This is a genomic window from Methanosarcina sp. WWM596, from assembly GCF_000969965.1.
In the GTDB taxonomy this organism is placed as follows: Archaea; Halobacteriota; Methanosarcinia; order Methanosarcinales; family Methanosarcinaceae; genus Methanosarcina.
On the sequence record NZ_CP009503.1, the window covers coordinates 2,960,810 to 2,976,887 of the forward strand.

Sequence of the window (16,078 nt, forward strand, 5' to 3'; positions counted from 1 at the left end):
CTAGTAAGAAAGTGGTAATTTTCGGTTTTAACTCTAAAGCGGGAAGTCCCCTTCCTCGGAGCGTAAGCGACAGGTGGGGGAGGAAAGCCGTCAACTTCTACAAAACAACAGTAACATAATTATTTTTACTTATAGTTATATCAATATAGTTATAACTATGAAGTATAAACTGGGTCATAGAAGCTATTCTGTATATTCACTCCATTATCGTTTCGTTCAATGCATGAAATATAGAAGAAAAGCTCTAACGAATCCTTTAGTTGTTGATTTTCTCAAAACAAAAATCCATAGCATAAGTGAAACATTTGATGTTGAAGTGCTGAATATCGAGTGTGATAAAGAACACTTTCTATCAGAAAGCAGGGTGGGGTAGTTCACGGCGCAGATCAGTGTTTCCAGGTTGATTCTGCAGAAGTGAAAAAGGTTCGGTACAGTGGCCTTGAAGACCAGGCTTCAAATTGTACGGAATGCTGGCAATGTGAAGATATTTGGAAAAATGATTTCTAATTTTTTCGGCTTTTACTGTTTTATTTCCGGAGCCTCAGATCTTACATGGCGAAATTCCGATGACTGGTTATCCAGCTCTCTTAAAAATCAGAATTGTAGTAGCTGTTGGTTAGTAGCTGTTGGTTATATCTCCGAGCTTCTAAAAACACATTGATGTAAGGCGTTTTCATCAACAGTGTTTCCATCTTGAGGGATATTATTGCTACTCGACAGCTCCTGGAGATAACCACAGCGTATCTACCACATCTTAATATTCACCCAATCGAAACGACAATAGAATAGTATTATCTATCTGTCTAGTTTATATAATTCCTATTCATATATAGCCAAAACGATGAAGATTTTTACTTTACGATTAGAATATTCCAATGGCATTGGATCTTACAACTCCTATTGGAACTTATCCATTTTGTTATGAGTTTTGAATAGTAGGGGAGTTATCCTGAATTTCGTGAGGATTTTCCAGTGAACTCATAACTTTTTGTTATTATATATTCTAAGTGAGATTGACCCATGAGCCAAGTTTCTGGTACCAGTTCTTCGTTGCTTGACGCAATTTTCCTTTCTGAAAAAAGAAAGAACCTTCTTATGCTGTTAAAAGAGGAGGGCCCTAAAAGCAGTGATGAGATTAAAAATGCATTTGACTTCCCCTGGAAATCAATGATTCCCCAGATCAAAAAGCTGGTTGATCTGGATCTGGTCATATATACGGATGGAGTGTATTCCCTCTCTGAAATGGGGGTAGTGATAGTCACAAATGTACAGTTTTTGCTAAACACCCTGAAGATATATGACGACAACAGAGCTTTCTGGTCCGAACATGATTTGAGTCCAATTCCTTTCCATCTTCTCATAAGAATCGGGGAGTTGGGGCAGTGCAAGGTCCTGAAACCTGATCTCTCTCATATATTTAAAGTCCAGGAAGATATCGTAAAATGTATGCTGGGTTCTTCCCGCATTATGGTATTTACTTCGGCAATCCATCCCGCTTACCATCTGCTCTGTCTGGAATTTCTAGAAAAAGAGATTGATGTTACAATTATCCTTACGGAATCGGTTTTCGAGAGTATCCGGAATGAGTGCTTCCCCCAGGCAGCCACATCTTTCAGTGACAGCTCCGTTCTCAAGCTGGACCTTTCGGAATACAAAAAGGAAGTTCAGTTCTTTTTGACCTGCGAAAACTCACATTTTTTTGTGTCGGATGAGGAGAAACAACCAATGATGCTTGTAGTAACCGATAAAATCTTTGCGCTTTCTCTGCTTGATAAAAATAACAGAATTGACCGCAACTATCTTGTAAGCTTTGAACCCGGAGCTCTAAAATGGGGAGAAGAACTTTTTGCATATTACAAACAGAATTCCAGGCAGATCCGTTCTCTCTAAGTTCTTCTGCTCTCTGGGTTTTCTACTTTCTCTTTTCCTGTTGATCCCGCAGCCGGCTTCCAGCACCTTTGCTCCAGGCAAATAGATCGTATCATAATGGAGGAATTTTTCAAGCGTTTCTGCCTGTTCTGAAAGGCGAAGGGCTTCTCTTTCGGAATAACCATGGACATACTCGGCCATGAACGCGGAGCTCCCGGTTTTTTGGTATTCAGTGCTGTATCAGGTGTTATCAATTAATATAGCATTATCTTCTGAAATATCCTTCTCTTCTGACGATGTCGGTAACCCCGCTAAGTGCAGCCGCAATATATTTTTCCTTATTTTTGCATTGTTACCATATACAGTTTTCTTGGGAGCCCGCCTTCTTCAAATGTTTCCAGCTCGAAGCTCTCGTATCCTTTTGCAAGGTGCTTAACTTTTTCTCTGCTGAAAAAATGCACTATAAAGCCGCCTGTAATTTCGTACATGTCCTCTCCCCGGTGCTTTCCTGTCCCGTAATGGGCATCTCCGGTGTGCCTGGCTGTATAGATATTTATTCCGCCTGGTTTGAGCACCCTTTTGATCTCACTGCAGAGGAACTCCAGTTCATCTGTTGTAAGGGCCATGCAGTAAAGCATATGGGAATAGCACGCATCGAATGTCCCGGCTTCAAAGGGAAGAGAATTTCTTACATCGTGCCTGAGGGCTGTAACATATTTCCCTAATCCTGCTTCTTCGGCTTTTTCTTTTATCATTTTTGGCCCGCTTTCAGTATAGTCAAGAGAATGGACTGAAAAACCTCTGCTGGCAAAGAAACAGGTATCTCTCCCCTGGCCCCCTCCAAGTTCCAGAATTTTCGTTTTCCCTTCCTTTTCTAAAATGGCTGCAGTTTTTCGGGCCGGATAACTTGCCTCGTCCCCAAACCTCGAGCAAGTGTTTGAAAATACTTTTTCCCAGTGAGGCTGCTGCCTGTTAAGGATCTCTTTTTCCATGACGTTATCTACTTTTTCACTACCTGTAGCTTCCTTCTTCATCTCATACACTTCCTTCCTGTTAACTCCCCTTTCAACCTGCATTAGTACTGTTTTATACTCCTACTTTTTATATAACTGTCTATTTTATCCAGTGGGAAGAAAACGAATCAGGAAGTTAATTCATTCTGAATTGTGGAAGTTTTCCTGATTTATAGGAAGGTTGAATCATTCTGAATCAGAGAGGGCAGGTTATTCTGAACTAAAAAAGATTAATTTTCCGGACAGAAAAAAGGACTGAGTTATTCCGGACTAAATGCTGGTTCGATTTCCCTGTAAAAAAAGTTAAATTTCTCAGGTTTTCATGGGTAATCCCATTTCTAATTATTGCAGGATAATGGAGGTTTGCCCGAGAGAATCTCCCTCGAGCAATATTTATATTTGATTTTGAAAACTGGTTCTGTTCTTTTGAGCTCTTTTTAAAAGTAAAAACTTACACTCTTATATTTTCACTCTTCTTCATTTATGGCACTTACGTATCTGGGAAACAAGAGCATGAAATTTTCCTCGTAGGATTTCCCGTCTTTGCTTATATTGAGATCCCACATGATCTCCGGTTTTCTAGCTATTGCATTAGCTTGAATCATCTTATTCCTCCCTGTTTCACCTTTCGGTTTTATGCATTTGTCCTTTTTCTATCCTGCTGGATATCTCCCGGGGTTGCACAGTTCCCGGGATAAGCGCCAGCTGATTTCAGGCATGTTCGCTTTGCAGGATAGTGGATTAATTTCTATCCACTTTAATTAAAACTCGAAAACTACGTAAGGGTACGGATTTGGATAACATGTCTTAGTTCTGAGGATAACGAGTTCAGACAATCTGTTTTTAGTTATAATGCCCTTGATTTATGAGAATGCCCTTGATTTGTGAGCCCTGACCGGGCAAGATAAAATAAGGCTTTATATAAATTCATTTTTTTGGTTGGGAAAAATCAAATTTCCTTTTTTTCGGAACCCTACTCCCTTCTGGAAGTGGCTTTGCTTTCTTCTTCTCATATACCCTTTATTTTTTCTTTCCCGAACTATGTTTTTCCCATTTGTTCATGTCATAACACAATTTCATAATTTCTTATATTTAAAAATCAAACTTAGAGTCCGAAAATCAAACCTAAATCTTCTTAGAAAACGCTGTTTCTAAAAAATCTGTGTCATGGTCAGCTCCGGGTATGAAATGTTGGCACTGTTCCGCTTCCTGGTAATAAATACTCAATTTTTTGGTATCTTACAACAATCTGAAAGTAGGCGGTATAAATCAAAAAACTCCTTTTTATGCTATTTCTATAAAATAGGTTTAATTGAGTGCATAATAAATTCTTTTTTAAAGATAAATGCCTATTTATAAAACGATTGTCAAGTCTAATATAGAGAACTGAATCAAAATGGGGGGAGGCAAAATGTCCATAAAGAATTCCAGCGCTCACCTGCATTACAAAAAGATCACTTCTGAGGAGTCTCATGAGTAAAGCCATAAACACGGTAGATTTTTAAAATCGCATCTTTTCCCCCACTCCCTCTCTCACAAACTCTCCCATTCTCACTCTCACAAGCATCCCTAGGCACATTCCTATGGGCACGGTCACACCCATGGATCTGTAGATCCTTCAATTCTTGCCACCGAGAAAGGGATATGGGTAAAGTGGTCGTTTGTCGGGCTGATTATTACCGCCGTCATGCAGATTTTCATTGTCTATATCTCAGGCAGTGTTGCCCTTCTTGCTGACACCATCCATTATTTCGGGGACGCATCAATGGCAATTCCTCTTGCAATTGCTTTTACCCTGGCTCGGAGAAAGCCGAGCAAACGTTTTTCTTACGGGTATGGCAAGGTTGAGGACCTGGCAGGTGTGATCATTGTTTTCCTCATCCTCTTCAGTGCGATCGTGGCAGGATATGAGTCTGTGAACCGCTTTTTCAACCCGCAGACGATAGGGCATTTGCAGGCTGTAGCTATTGCCGGGATCATAGGTTGAGTCGGAAACGAGGTAGTAGCCCAGTTCCGGATGAAGGTCGGGAAGGAAATCGGGAGTGCGGCTTTAATTGCCGACGGCTACTATGCCAGAGTCGACGGTTTTACAAGTCTTGCAGTTCTGGTAGGAGCAGCAGGAGTCTGGTTTGGGTACCCGATAATTGACTATCATCGGAATACTGATAACCATAACCATCCTGAAAATAGTCTTTGACACGATTCGACTACCCATCCCAACTGAGGTCCTTAGAGAGGTTTCAGGTTTCTTTCCTGAGCTCCTTTTAGTGCACAGGTTTTTACTTTTTCCAACAAAGGTTTTCATCTGCGTGGTGTCTCTGAAGAGCCTATTCAGGCTGTAAACACTACGTCCACTCTTTCTACATCCCACAAAGCTCCCAGTTTTTCCATTACATCTTCTTTTATTGCCGAAGCAAACTGGTGATCTGCAGGCAGGTCAACAACCACCCTGACAACTCCAGCTTCAACACTCGTTTTAAGGATCAGGTTTGTACGGATAATGTCAAGGCCAGTTAGTGGATTCATAACATGTTTGAGCCTCCGCTGGACGACCTCTTCGGTTGTAGGCTCTTTTTCGGTAACAAGCCCGTGCTTCTCCTCGTAGTCACGGATTGCTGCACGCAGACCCTCAACTGCAAGTACGGAGCAGTGGGCTTTAATCGGAGGAAGCCCTCCCAGTTCTTCAGAAGCCTGTTTCCATGTTATTTTCTTTGCTTCATCCAGAGTTTTTCCCCGTGCAAGGTCTGTGATTACGGATCCTGTAGCAATATTTGAAGCACACCCGTAAGATTCGAATTTTACGTCTTCAATAACCTTTGTTTCGGGTTCGACTTTAATATATACGGCGACCATATCCCCACACGCCGGACTTCCTTCCAGGCCTTTTCCATCAGGATTCTCTATTTTCCCTACATTATGCGGGTTCCTGAAATGCTCCAGCACTTTTTCGTTATAAGGAAACTTTATACCCTCACTTTTCCTTTCGACTTTCATATTCCTCTCTCCCCTTCCTTTTCTTTTCCTGCCCTTTCTACGTGTTCTTTTTTCTTCTTTTTTTGGCTTATTTTTTCGCAAGCGGACTTATTTCCCTGAGCCTTGCCACAATTTCACTCATGGCATCAATAGCCGCATCCGCATCTTCCATCTGGTTGTAGCGCCCGAAAGTAAAACGCACCGAGCCGTGAGCCCTCTCATGGTCCCCTCCGATTCCCCTGATCACATGGCTGGCTTCAAGGGAGCGGGAAAAACAGGCAGAACCAGTACTTACAGCAAAGCCCCGCATGTCCATATGCAGGGTTACGGACTCTCCTTCAACATAGTGGAAAGTCAGGTTTGCATTCTGAGGCAGGCGTTTCGTTTGACTTCCGTTGAGGGTTACATCCGTGATCTCGGAAAGGGCTTTTTCGATTATGCGGTCCCTCATAGCTGCAAGGCGCCGGTTTTCTTCTTCGGTTACAAGTTCCACAGCTGTTGCAAAACCTACGGCTCCGGGAATATTCTCCACGCCTGATCTCATGTTAAATTCCTGAAAGCCTCCGTCCATGAATTTAGTTATGGGCGTATCTTTCCGGATATAGAGTGCCCCTATTCCTCTGGGTCCGTGAATTGTATGGGCTGACAACGTCACCAGGTCAACAGGCAATTCCTTCACATTGAGGGGAAGCCTGGTAAAGCTGTGGGTAGCATCGGTATGCAGGAGCACATCTTTTTCTTCACATATCTCAGAAATAGCTGTAAGATCCTGGGCAGTCCCTATTTCCTGATTGGCGTGCTGGATCGAAACAAGGAAGGTTTCTTTTGTAATTGCTTTTTTTAGCCCTTCAAGGTCTGCAAATCCTTCTGCATCCACATCCAGAAAAGTTACATCAAAGCCCTGCTTCTGGAGGGTTTTTGCCGTATTTAAGACTGGAAAATCTTCTATCTTCGAGGTGATAATATGCTTGCCTTTCTTTTCCTTAAGGGCCCAGGCTGCTCCTTTAAGTGCCATGTTGCTTGATTCAGTATCCCCTGAAGTGAACACAATTTCTTCGGAAGCTGCACCAAGCCTTGAAGCTATACCTTCCCTGGAATTTTCCAATCCCTCTTTTGCATCGATACCCATAGAATAGCCAAACTCAGATGTTGCTACCGCATAAGTATCAAAAAAGTAAGGTTTCATTGCTTCAAGCACCCTCTCATCAAGCCGGGTGCATGCAGCGTTGTCAAGATAAATCATATTTTCAAATATTTCTTTCCCCTCCTCAGGTAATTCAATTCATAGTGAGATTTACAGCCAAAACGGACGTGTTAGGGTTTTAATATCGAAGCAAACCCGGAAGATCTGGACTAATGCAGAAATTTTAATTCTGGCTTCCCCTTTCAGGATTAGATAAAGAGAGTTATGTTCGCATCTCTTGCTTCCTGGATATACGAGCCAACGGCTCCCCATTCGTCCACCCATTCCGTTCGAAGCTCTTCTTTTGTTATGCCCATTATCTCCATGGTCATCTCACAGGCTATGATCTTTCCGCCAAGTTCCTTGAAATCACTCATCAGTCTCTCAAGTGAGACAACATTGGCTTTATCCATCCTTTTTTTGATCATCTGCCTGCCCAGGCCCATCATGTTCATTTTGGAAAGCGGCCCATTTTCAAGCTCCCCTTTTTTAAGCCGCATGAGCCCCCAGAAGGTGAAGTATATGGAGGCTTCCATTCCCATTGCCAGGGCTCCGTTTGCAATTATAAGCGCACTGTATACCTTGTCCATATCCCCACTGTGCAGGACAATAACTGCTTTTTCCCCCATTTTCCCCCCTTTTCCGGTCTTATCTCCGGATCTTTATCTCCCACTCTTTCCCTCCCTCTTTGTCTTCAATCTCCAGTACCTTGAACCCCATCGCCTCACATGCCATGGGAATCTCTTTTTTTGATGCCGGATGTGTGCCCTTTACAATTACAAGGTCTCCCGGAGAGGTTTTTTTGAATGCTTTTCTGCACTCTACCAGCGGGACTGGACAGGTCTGCCCCCTGACGTCTACTTCCAGCTCTGTCATTGTTCTTACCCCCTAAATGTTCTTACCCCCTAAAGTAAGATAAATGGAACTTTTCTAAAGATGACTATGCCTTTTTCCCCTAAATTCACTATATTCCAAAAAATATATTATCATTTCGTATTGATAATATTATCCTGAAGCTGTCTCTTCTCTCTGGTTATTCGCCTGTCTTTTGCCTGTATCATTTTTTACTTAGAGTTTTTCTTTTTCCTCACAGGGCTTTTCTTATCTTCTCTGCAACTTCTCCTAGATTGGTAGTGTCGGGTTCAGTCCATACAATTGATTTTATTCCTCGTCCCCCATCCCCTTTTTTCCTTGGAATAACGTGTACATGCACATGGGGGACTTCCTGTCCTGCCACTTCCCCATTATTAATGCCTACGTTCGATCCTTCTGCTGAAAACGCTTTCTCAACGGCAGTCGTAACTTTTCTTGCAGCTTCAAAAAGCAGGGCAATGTCTTCTGCATTCATATCCGTAAAGTTGCTGAAATGTTTTTTAGGAGCCACGAGAGTATGCCCCTCGCTTGCCGGGTAAATGTCAAGAAATGCGTAAACGGCATCATCCTCATATATCCTGTATGAAGGGATTTCTCCTGATATTATCTTGCAAAAAAGGCAGTTTTCTGTCATGTGGTATCTCCATAAAGGTTTAGGAGGGTACACTTATATCAGGGTTCTGTCTCTTTAATAAGTTTTAATTACAATACGGACATTTACTTTATTTACTTTATTCTAAAGTTATTCTGACATACATTTTTCCTAGCATCGGATCGGAATACTGGGGCGTAAAATTATTACGATTGGTTATATTGCAGGTGCTCTTACAATCATAGCTTTTGCCTTTCAGCTTGTGAAAACTCTGACTGCAAAATCCACAAAAGATGTATCTCTTCTAATGCTGCTTTGCTCGATTTCTGGCATGACTCTCTGGCTGCTCTACGGAATTCAGGTAAATGATTCCACAATAATTGCTGCAAACAGCGTCTCCACTATACTGGCTGCATCTCTTCGGGGTTCAAGCTTAAAAATGATTGTATAGGTTTAGTTTTCGAGTTCAGCAAAAAGATTCGAGGACCTAAAAATAAAAATACCTCCCTCTGGAAGTGAAGTATGAAGGCTTAACTATATTGAAGTATGAAGGCTCAACTATATTGAAGTATGAAGGCTCAACTATATATTTGATTAATTATTAACCTATGTTTATATTATTTTCTGGTTCGACTTGCTTAAAAGGAGATATAAACAATGGGTAGAACCATAAGCGGTGCATTAATAGGTCTGGTCTGTACTTTAATTTTTTATTTTATTCCTTTTGTAAATTCAGTAGCTCCTTTACTGGGAGGTTTACTGGCTGGTTATTATGCAGACGGAGGTTTCGGAGGAGGGCTTAAGTCCGGAGTCCTGATGACGATTTTCATGATAATTCCTGGCTTTCTTCTTGGGGGAATCCTTGGAGTCGTGTTACGTGATACTCCTGTTCTTGGAGGATTTGTAGCAGCTTCTGCTCTTATATTTACAGTAGTCATCGTAGCTCATACCGCGATAACAGGCATTATCGGCTCTGTAGTCGGAGCTCTTCTGGCTGGTAGAAAAATGGTCTGAAACTCTTTTTTAAGTGTTAAATATCTGTATCTTTTGAATAGTAAAAATAGGGGTTGAAGAAAAGAATCTTTTCAAATCTTTTTCTTCAGAACAAAGTACTCTACAAGGATCATGAACAGGGGCAGGGAAATAGCAAGAAGTATTTTAGCTACTTTCATAGGGTCCTTTGTGATGCCGCCTTCTTTTTCCGCACTGCTGTCCAGGATTGCCTTTCCGCCGTCATCCCAGCCTCTCAGAGTTTCTTGTATTCCTTCTTCCGTTTCTACAGTTCCTTCTTCTCCCGTATATTCACTTATTGCAAAGCACGAGAAGGCGGTTGTTTTTGCCCTGAAATAAACATAATCTTCGTCTTCGCTGGTTTTTTCGGTGCTTAAAGGCTTCCATTTGCTGTCGTACCATAGAAGGGTTACATTGGATTCATTAACACTATTGTTTTCTATCCATTCCTTCTCAACTTTGAACCCCGTATAGGTATTCTGAAGTGAATCTTGACTTCCTGCTCCTTTATTCCCCAGCCAGATGTTTAATTGCCTGTATACCCTTCCTGGCGGCTGGTTTTGGACAAAAATGGATTTTTCCTTGAGAACTTCTACGGTTGCTGTCGTTTTCTTAAAATTCTTCTTCGGGTCAAACTCGATATACGTGATACATGTGACTTTTTGCACGAAATCATATTTGACATGATAGCCGCTCATGATGTTCCTTGTAGCAAGCTCTTTGACCTCTACATTCCTGGCTGGCTCTTTGGAAACGCCACTTCCCATTCCACTACTGCTACTGCCGCTGCCGCTGCTACTGCCGCTGCTACTGCCGCTGGAACCAGAGTTCCCTTCATTGCTGGAAGTAGTTTGTTTGGAGATACTTACGGTCCTGGTCAGTTCATTGTTCGTTTCGTCGTCTTCGCGTATGGTATTTTCGGAGTCTGCTACCAGTCTCACGTCTACGTTTCCTTCTACTTCAGGAGCCCAGTGAAAAATACCAGTTGTGGTTTCCCCTACTGCAATTTCAGGTATCGATACTTTTCCATCCTGAGTTCCATTTATCCCGTTTATATAATATTTTAGCTCGCTGCTTGCCGAGTCGCTGAGCCCGTTATTCTTTATTGATACTGTAAAAGTAATGTCGTCTCCTATCCTGGGGGCTGCCGGGTTTAAAGAAAGGGACTCTATTATAAGGTCCGGAAATATGGTTTTCACGTCTATAATTTTTGTGAATTCATTGTTATTTTCATTACTCTCATAAACATCTGTTCCGGAGTCAATAAGTACTCTTAATTCCATTTGTCCTTCTCTATCCGGGACCAGAGAAAATATAACATCTGTCTCTTCTCCTTCCGAAATAGCTGGAATCTGGATGTCATCTTGTGTGGGGGAGGTTCCATTAATATAATATTTTGCCTTCGTTTCCTCAGAGGGGACCGTGCCCTGGTTTTTTACTTTCATGGTGAGGTTCAGGGTCTTTCCTACTTCCCCTTCATCCGATTCAGGCACAATGTCTTCAATGATCAGGTCCGGAAGAAATTCTTCTGCTACTGTTACGGTGGCTGTTTTTTCGTTGTTCTCTTCGTTACTCTCAGCTAACAGGTTTTCTTCATCAACAACTGCCCTGATCTCTACAGTTCCCTGGGATGTCGGAATCCATGTATATGAGGTATAGCTGCTTTCTTTCCTGAATAACCTGGGTACATCCCATTCTTTAACAGAGCTTCCGTCAATGTAGAGAACCAGTTTCGTCGTTTCTGAAGCTGCTGCTGTCCCCTGGTTCTTTACACTTATCCGTATGCTCTGATGCTTGCCTGGTTCGGGGTTCTCAGGATAGTCAAGAATGTCTATTATCAGGTCCGGGGATTTGTTCTTTTTGAAAGTTATATGTCCCTCTGTTTTGATATTGTTATCCTCATTGCTTTCTTCCACCGAATCTTCTTCGTCCACCTCTGCACTTATTTCCACTGCACTTTCAGTTTCTGGGGTCCATAAATACGATATTTCTTCACTGTTTCCAGCTTCTATTTCGGGGACTGAGCTTTCTCCTATCTTATTCCCATTGCTGTAAAAAACCAGATTTGTTGCTCCTGAAGTTGCATCTCCCTGGTTTTTTACCATTGCTGAGATGGTTACCTCTGTCCCAACTTCTGGAGTTGTAGGGTTCCAGGATACCTCCTCAATCACCAGGTCAGGCAGTAAAAAAGTTGAATTTCCGTCATCTTCGGAAGGTATGTCCTCAGCTGCAACAACCACAACCGGCATAATCCCCGGAATTAACAGCGTTATTATCAACACATAGATCAAAGAATAAAAATAACTTACTTTCATTTTTATTAGCCTCCGCCCCACAAGTCTATGAACAGAAATTTCTGGTACATTAGTAACTTATGACAATATCTAATTCATCGAAATTAAGGTACATAAGTAGCTTATTGACAAGTAGCTATATAATTCGTCGAAATTAAGCTTCTAATTTTTACTCGGACTAAATTTTTCGGACAATTCCTGATCCCGAATATTTATACCTTTCCCGAAGGTTACTTTGTACAATACATTACTTCTCTTGCTTCATATTTAAGGCTCTACATTCTCTATTCTTTTTTCCTCCACTAACTTTGCCATCCGGAGGAATAACTGTTTCAAGCATTTTTTCCTGAGAGTTTTGCTCTCTGCCTGGTCCCTGCAGCATTAAGTAAAAAAACCTCTTCTATTGCTCAGGGTTCTCTCTGTCAAAGTAGTTCGAGTGCCAGCCTTCTTGAGGTTCTATTCTTTGTACTCTTGCAGAAACAAACCTGACATATTATCTATTTATCTATCTTTTTTTATTTTATTTTTCATAAATAATCGCCGGAAGATTTCCCTTGTGACTCGATTGTATCTACTTTATAATATATAAAAAAAGTGTCAAAATTTCATAGTGGATACCTTTTTATTTTTCATTACTCCAGCTGTTCCAGCTCATGAGTTGTACTCTAAATATCTACGGGTGATAAAAGGAGTGGAAAAAGTCTAAAAAATAGATTTATAATGAATTAATTTATAATTAATTGATTTATAAAAAATTAATTTATAATTAACTGATCTATAAAAAATTAGTTTATAACTAACCGATCTATAATAAATTAGTTTATATAACATGCATGCACAACATATATTAAACAATATAAAAAAAGAAATATACTAATATAACTAACTTAGGCGATCAGGTACTTTCTGTCCTTAATCTGAGCCCTGCTGTCCACACCGAGGATTTCAGCGATTTCAACGCCTTCGCTTCCTACGTCGGAAAGACGGGTGTACATTTCAGTTTTTGAGATATACTTCTCGGTTCTTGTCCCGTCAGCTTCTTCCATTTTGATGGTAATTTCTTCTTTATTATGCCCTTTTGCCAAACATTCATGGACGATCACACCGTACTGTTCGGCAATCACTTTCAGGCAGTCAAAAATCTGGTTTGTAGGTACTGCATCCTCTTCGTCAAGCAGGACCTTTGAAAGGGTATAGGTTCGGAGATTTTCCCGGAGATACCTCTGGACCTTCTCCGGAATTTTGGCAAGGACTTCCATATCTATAAATGCTCCAAGCTCTTTGTCAGCAGTAATCTCCCTTTCATCTTCATATACGAAGTACTTGAGCCCACCGCCTTCGATCCTGAACTTCCGGTTTGCTTTTTTATTTTCAAAAATAAGACGGATATTTTTCTCGCTGTCATATTCAAGGGAACTTACGAGAAACTCGGAGAGGTCCTGCATTTTTATTTTCTCTTCTTTTCGCAGGATTCCTGTCTTTGTCCATCCTGGCAGGCTAAAGCTACCAATAAGCCTCTCTACTGTCAGAGGCTCTTCTGTAAACCAGAGTCTATAATAGTATTTCAGGCCTGAGAACTCACCTTCCATTCCCCCTGAAACTCCATTTATACTGCTGGAAAGCTCAAATCTTTTTTCTGCTCCATATATTCCTGAAATAAAAAATGGAGTGAGAACTTCAAGGACCTTACTCTCAATTTTTTGATATTCATGCGCAGCCTCACTCTCTATTTTTTTGGACTCAATTTCTAGAATTTCATACTTTCGCCCGAGATTTTCACTGCAGGTGATCAGGATTGCGTCAGCACAGGGTATTAAATCCTCAGTACCTATGTCATTTACCAATTTCTTTATCAGTGAGTTGAGTTTCTCTTCAAAAATATTCATTCCAGTAATTCTGTTGTTCAATTCATGGAGCGCTTCTTTATTTTTGCACTTGAGTTCTATTATGGAATTTTCCAGAGGGATTACTCGGGCAGTTATGTCTATGAATGATTTTAGATCTTCAATGAAATCCCTCTGTACCGGCAGTTCCGTGGAGTCCTGGTAAATATATTTCATAAAAAGCACCCTGGATATCTGAACTAACTCTTAAAATATTCTATGCCTTATAGCTATATAACATTTTATCCAGTATCTTTGTATGCTACTTTATAATGTTGTATTCTCCCCGTAAGAATGTACATTCATTCCGGATTTTTCTAAAGTTTCCCGGAAGGGATTTTCCCTTCCGGAATTCAGATAAGAACTTTTCGGACAGGGTCCAGAATCTCATTTATATATTTTGCAGCTGCATTTTTAAGGTCCATTGGGTGGACTTTTTCTTCTATAAATTCACTTTCCATCTCAGCATAACTGTGGTATGTGAGGTTTCCACCGAATTTTTCAGGTCTTTCAATAACAACTGTCTCGTATCTTGGGATGATATGATAGCGGAAAAGAGCAAGAATCGGGTTTTCTTCTACGTCTCCTATCTTGCAGAAAGCTTTCTTAAACTTCCTGTAGATCTCTTCTTTCGTATCATCTACTGAAATAAAATTCTCCTTTGAAGAAGCCATCTTGGTTCCGTCAAGCCCAAGGAGAATAGGAGTATGAATACAAATCGGTGTTTCAAATCCGAGGTTCTTTAAATTTTCGCGGGCAAGCATATGGATTTTTCTCTGGTCAATCCCTCCAACCGCCACATCCACCCTAAGCATGGCAATGTCAACAGCCTGCATCAGAGGATATACCATCTGGGAAACCGTCGGGTCATCCATTGCACGCCCGACTTCGTCCATACTCCTCTTTGCCCTGTTAAGGGTGACTGTTCTTGAAAGTTTGAGCACATTTAACATGTACTCGGCTCCCAGCTGGAAGTCTGACCCGTAAACGAAATCAGTTTGTATTTCATCAAGCCCGAGAGCGATAAAGCAGCGCCTGTTGTAGTCTGCAATCTTCCGGACTTCTTCCAGAGTGCCTTTCCTGTTCAGATAAGCGTGTACATCTGCAAGCAGGACAGTGATCTTGAACCCTGCTTTTTGCAAATCTATTAACTTGTTTACGGTAAGGACGTGCCCCATATGGATTTTTCCGCTCGGTTCGTATCCTACATAAGCACGGGGAGCTTCTTTATTGTTTAGGAGTCCTTCCAGTTCTTCTTCGGTTACAATTTCCTGAACATTTCTTCTTATAAGCTCAAGTCTGTCCATTGCGTCTACATTCCTTTTATTTTCTTATTCTGAAAAACTCATTTTCTATTAATAAGTTTCTCTAAAAACGGTATCCCTTCTTCGGATTTGAATTTCGGGATTTCCCAGTTCTGGGTTATTTTTCTTCGCAGGGATTTTTCCTCTTTGCCAGATTCCGGATTAAATCCCTGGATTTCCCATTCTTCTTTTGAGATAATGATGCCTCTCCTCTGCCAGGCAGGAAGTGCCGCAAGATTGATTCCTCTCTCAAAAAGCATCTCGTGGATTTCCCATTCCTTTTTTCCTCTCAGACACTTTGCAGCTTCATTTTTCCCTGCGCCTTTGTTCCTGAGGGTATAGTAACCCCAGGCTGCCACAAAGTTGCGCCAGGCTTCCAGTTGCCTCCAGTGAAAGTACTCTGGGATTTCTTCTTTTTGAAGAGCCACCAGTCTGGAATCAAAAGCTATGGGTTCTTCAAGCCGCAGTTTTATCGTAAGAGCACTTCCTAGAAAGCTCGCCACAACAGTGTCAATTTTTTCCACTCTACCGTCAAAAGGAAGGTCTGTGAACAGAAAGCTGATTTCATCTGAAAAAGTATAGGCAAAAAGAGGGCTTAAACCACTTTTTTTAATAAATAGTTCGGCAGTGTCCGCCATCGCTCTGGCGAAGGTTTTATCGTAGGGTTTCTCAAAGCCCAGGCCTGAAAGTGTATTTTTGAAATTCCTGCCGTCAGCGCGCAAGACCACTGGCGGGATACAGCGCATTTCAGCATAGATTTCCCGGGTTTTCATATACCTTTTCTAAAGACCATTCAGTCTTCTTTCCTCTTTTTGTATCTCTGGATTACGTCTCTGATTATGATAATATCTGCTGCTGTTATAACCCACCGGTAGGGAATAATAATACCTCTGCTGCTAAGATCAAAAAGTTCCCTGTTAATGTCCGAAACAGCAAGTCCTGTAACTTTCTGTTCCTCTACATCAATTACAAGGTCCTGCAACTTCCCTACATAAACACCATTGTTTGTGTATATGTTTAGGCCAAAGAGTGATGTGAGTTCTGCGCGCATTATATCCCTGCTCTATTAATTAATTTAAGTTA

The 16,078-nt window shown here is 41.3% G+C and carries 18 protein-coding genes and 1 pseudogene; 5 read left to right on the plus strand and 14 right to left on the minus strand.

Going from position 1 to position 16,078, the window contains the following annotated elements:
• Positions 1-157: 157 nt before the first annotated feature.
• Both MSWHS_RS20550 and MSWHS_RS13065 read left to right on the plus strand, forming a co-directional pair.
• Entirely contained in the window at positions 158-373 is a 216-nt protein-coding gene (locus tag MSWHS_RS20550; protein ID WP_255350526.1) for a transposase, read from the plus strand.
• A gap of 647 nt (positions 374-1,020) precedes the next feature.
• On the plus strand, positions 1,021-1,890 hold the full coding sequence (locus tag MSWHS_RS13065; protein WP_048129508.1) for a winged helix-turn-helix domain-containing protein: 870 nt from the start codon (positions 1,021-1,023) through the stop codon (positions 1,888-1,890).
• Here the strand turns inward: MSWHS_RS13065 and MSWHS_RS21715 are convergent.
• The 3 genes from MSWHS_RS21715 to MSWHS_RS21040 all read right to left on the minus strand — a co-directional run bounded on the left by MSWHS_RS21715 (position 1,825) and on the right by MSWHS_RS21040 (position 3,487).
• Positions 1,825-2,070 (minus strand): hypothetical protein, encoded by a 246-nt coding sequence (locus MSWHS_RS21715; RefSeq protein ID WP_048129506.1) that lies wholly within the window; start codon positions 2,068-2,070, stop codon positions 1,825-1,827. The genes MSWHS_RS13065 and MSWHS_RS21715 overlap by 66 nt on opposite strands.
• A gap of 137 nt (positions 2,071-2,207) precedes the next feature.
• Positions 2,208-2,945, minus strand: a complete 738-nt coding sequence (locus MSWHS_RS13075; protein WP_082088161.1) for a class I SAM-dependent methyltransferase — start codon at positions 2,943-2,945, stop codon at positions 2,208-2,210.
• A 404-nt stretch (positions 2,946-3,349) separates the two neighbouring features.
• Entirely contained in the window at positions 3,350-3,487 is a 138-nt protein-coding gene (locus MSWHS_RS21040) for a hypothetical protein (RefSeq protein ID WP_197073936.1), read from the minus strand.
• A 1,082-nt stretch (positions 3,488-4,569) separates the two neighbouring features.
• Between MSWHS_RS21040 and MSWHS_RS22410 the strand changes: the two are divergent.
• Positions 4,570-5,079, plus strand: a pseudogene (locus MSWHS_RS22410) (cation diffusion facilitator family transporter).
• 134 nt (positions 5,080-5,213) lie between these two features.
• Here the strand turns inward: MSWHS_RS22410 and MSWHS_RS13085 are convergent.
• The 5 genes from MSWHS_RS13085 to MSWHS_RS13105 form a co-directional block, all read right to left on the minus strand.
• Complete coding sequence (locus tag MSWHS_RS13085; RefSeq protein ID WP_048130587.1) at positions 5,214-5,876, minus strand: iron-sulfur cluster assembly scaffold protein; 663 nt, start codon at positions 5,874-5,876, stop codon at positions 5,214-5,216.
• A 67-nt stretch (positions 5,877-5,943) separates the two neighbouring features.
• Positions 5,944-7,098, minus strand: coding sequence for a cysteine desulfurase family protein (locus MSWHS_RS13090; protein WP_048159167.1), 1,155 nt, complete (start codon positions 7,096-7,098; stop codon positions 5,944-5,946).
• Positions 7,099-7,247: 149 nt separating this feature from the next.
• Positions 7,248-7,667 carry a DsrE/DsrF/DrsH-like family protein gene (locus tag MSWHS_RS13095; RefSeq protein WP_048129501.1) on the minus strand — a complete coding sequence of 140 codons (420 nt, stop codon included), beginning with the start codon at positions 7,665-7,667 and terminating at the stop codon, positions 7,248-7,250.
• A gap of 19 nt (positions 7,668-7,686) precedes the next feature.
• On the minus strand, positions 7,687-7,914 hold the full coding sequence (locus MSWHS_RS13100; protein WP_048129499.1) for a sulfurtransferase TusA family protein: 228 nt from the start codon (positions 7,912-7,914) through the stop codon (positions 7,687-7,689).
• A gap of 211 nt (positions 7,915-8,125) precedes the next feature.
• A complete protein-coding gene (locus MSWHS_RS13105; RefSeq protein ID WP_048129497.1) occupies positions 8,126-8,545 on the minus strand; it encodes an HIT family protein in 420 nt (139 codons plus the stop codon).
• A gap of 220 nt (positions 8,546-8,765) precedes the next feature.
• Here MSWHS_RS13105 and MSWHS_RS21720 point away from each other — a divergent pair, with 220 nt between their 5' ends.
• Both MSWHS_RS21720 and MSWHS_RS13115 read left to right on the plus strand, forming a co-directional pair.
• Complete coding sequence (locus tag MSWHS_RS21720) at positions 8,766-8,954, plus strand: SemiSWEET family transporter (protein WP_231585443.1); 189 nt, start codon at positions 8,766-8,768, stop codon at positions 8,952-8,954.
• Positions 8,955-9,160: 206 nt separating this feature from the next.
• A complete protein-coding gene (locus MSWHS_RS13115; protein WP_048129493.1) occupies positions 9,161-9,517 on the plus strand; it encodes a DUF5518 domain-containing protein in 357 nt (118 codons plus the stop codon).
• Positions 9,518-9,588: 71 nt separating this feature from the next.
• Here MSWHS_RS13115 and MSWHS_RS13120 read toward each other — a convergent pair whose 3' ends face one another.
• From MSWHS_RS13120 to MSWHS_RS13140, 6 genes are all read right to left on the minus strand, one after another.
• The gene (locus tag MSWHS_RS13120) at positions 9,589-11,829 is read right to left on the minus strand and encodes a CARDB domain-containing protein (RefSeq protein WP_231585444.1); all 2,241 of its coding nucleotides are present in this window, start codon (positions 11,827-11,829) and stop codon (positions 9,589-9,591) included.
• Between the two features lie 226 nt (positions 11,830-12,055).
• Entirely contained in the window at positions 12,056-12,190 is a 135-nt protein-coding gene (locus MSWHS_RS22055) for a hypothetical protein (protein WP_255353686.1), read from the minus strand.
• Between the two features lie 505 nt (positions 12,191-12,695).
• Positions 12,696-13,868: a hypothetical protein gene (locus tag MSWHS_RS13125; protein ID WP_048129490.1), complete on the minus strand. Its 1,173-nt coding sequence runs from the start codon at positions 13,866-13,868 to the stop codon at positions 12,696-12,698.
• 176 nt (positions 13,869-14,044) lie between these two features.
• The gene (locus tag MSWHS_RS13130) at positions 14,045-14,998 is read right to left on the minus strand and encodes a tyrosine--tRNA ligase (protein WP_048129488.1); all 954 of its coding nucleotides are present in this window, start codon (positions 14,996-14,998) and stop codon (positions 14,045-14,047) included.
• A gap of 38 nt (positions 14,999-15,036) precedes the next feature.
• On the minus strand, positions 15,037-15,768 hold the full coding sequence (locus MSWHS_RS13135; RefSeq protein WP_048129486.1) for a tRNA(His) guanylyltransferase Thg1 family protein: 732 nt from the start codon (positions 15,766-15,768) through the stop codon (positions 15,037-15,039).
• Positions 15,769-15,788: 20 nt separating this feature from the next.
• Positions 15,789-16,046 carry a PRC-barrel domain-containing protein gene (locus MSWHS_RS13140; protein ID WP_048129484.1) on the minus strand — a complete coding sequence of 86 codons (258 nt, stop codon included), beginning with the start codon at positions 16,044-16,046 and terminating at the stop codon, positions 15,789-15,791.
• Between the last annotated feature and the right edge of the window lie 32 nt (positions 16,047-16,078).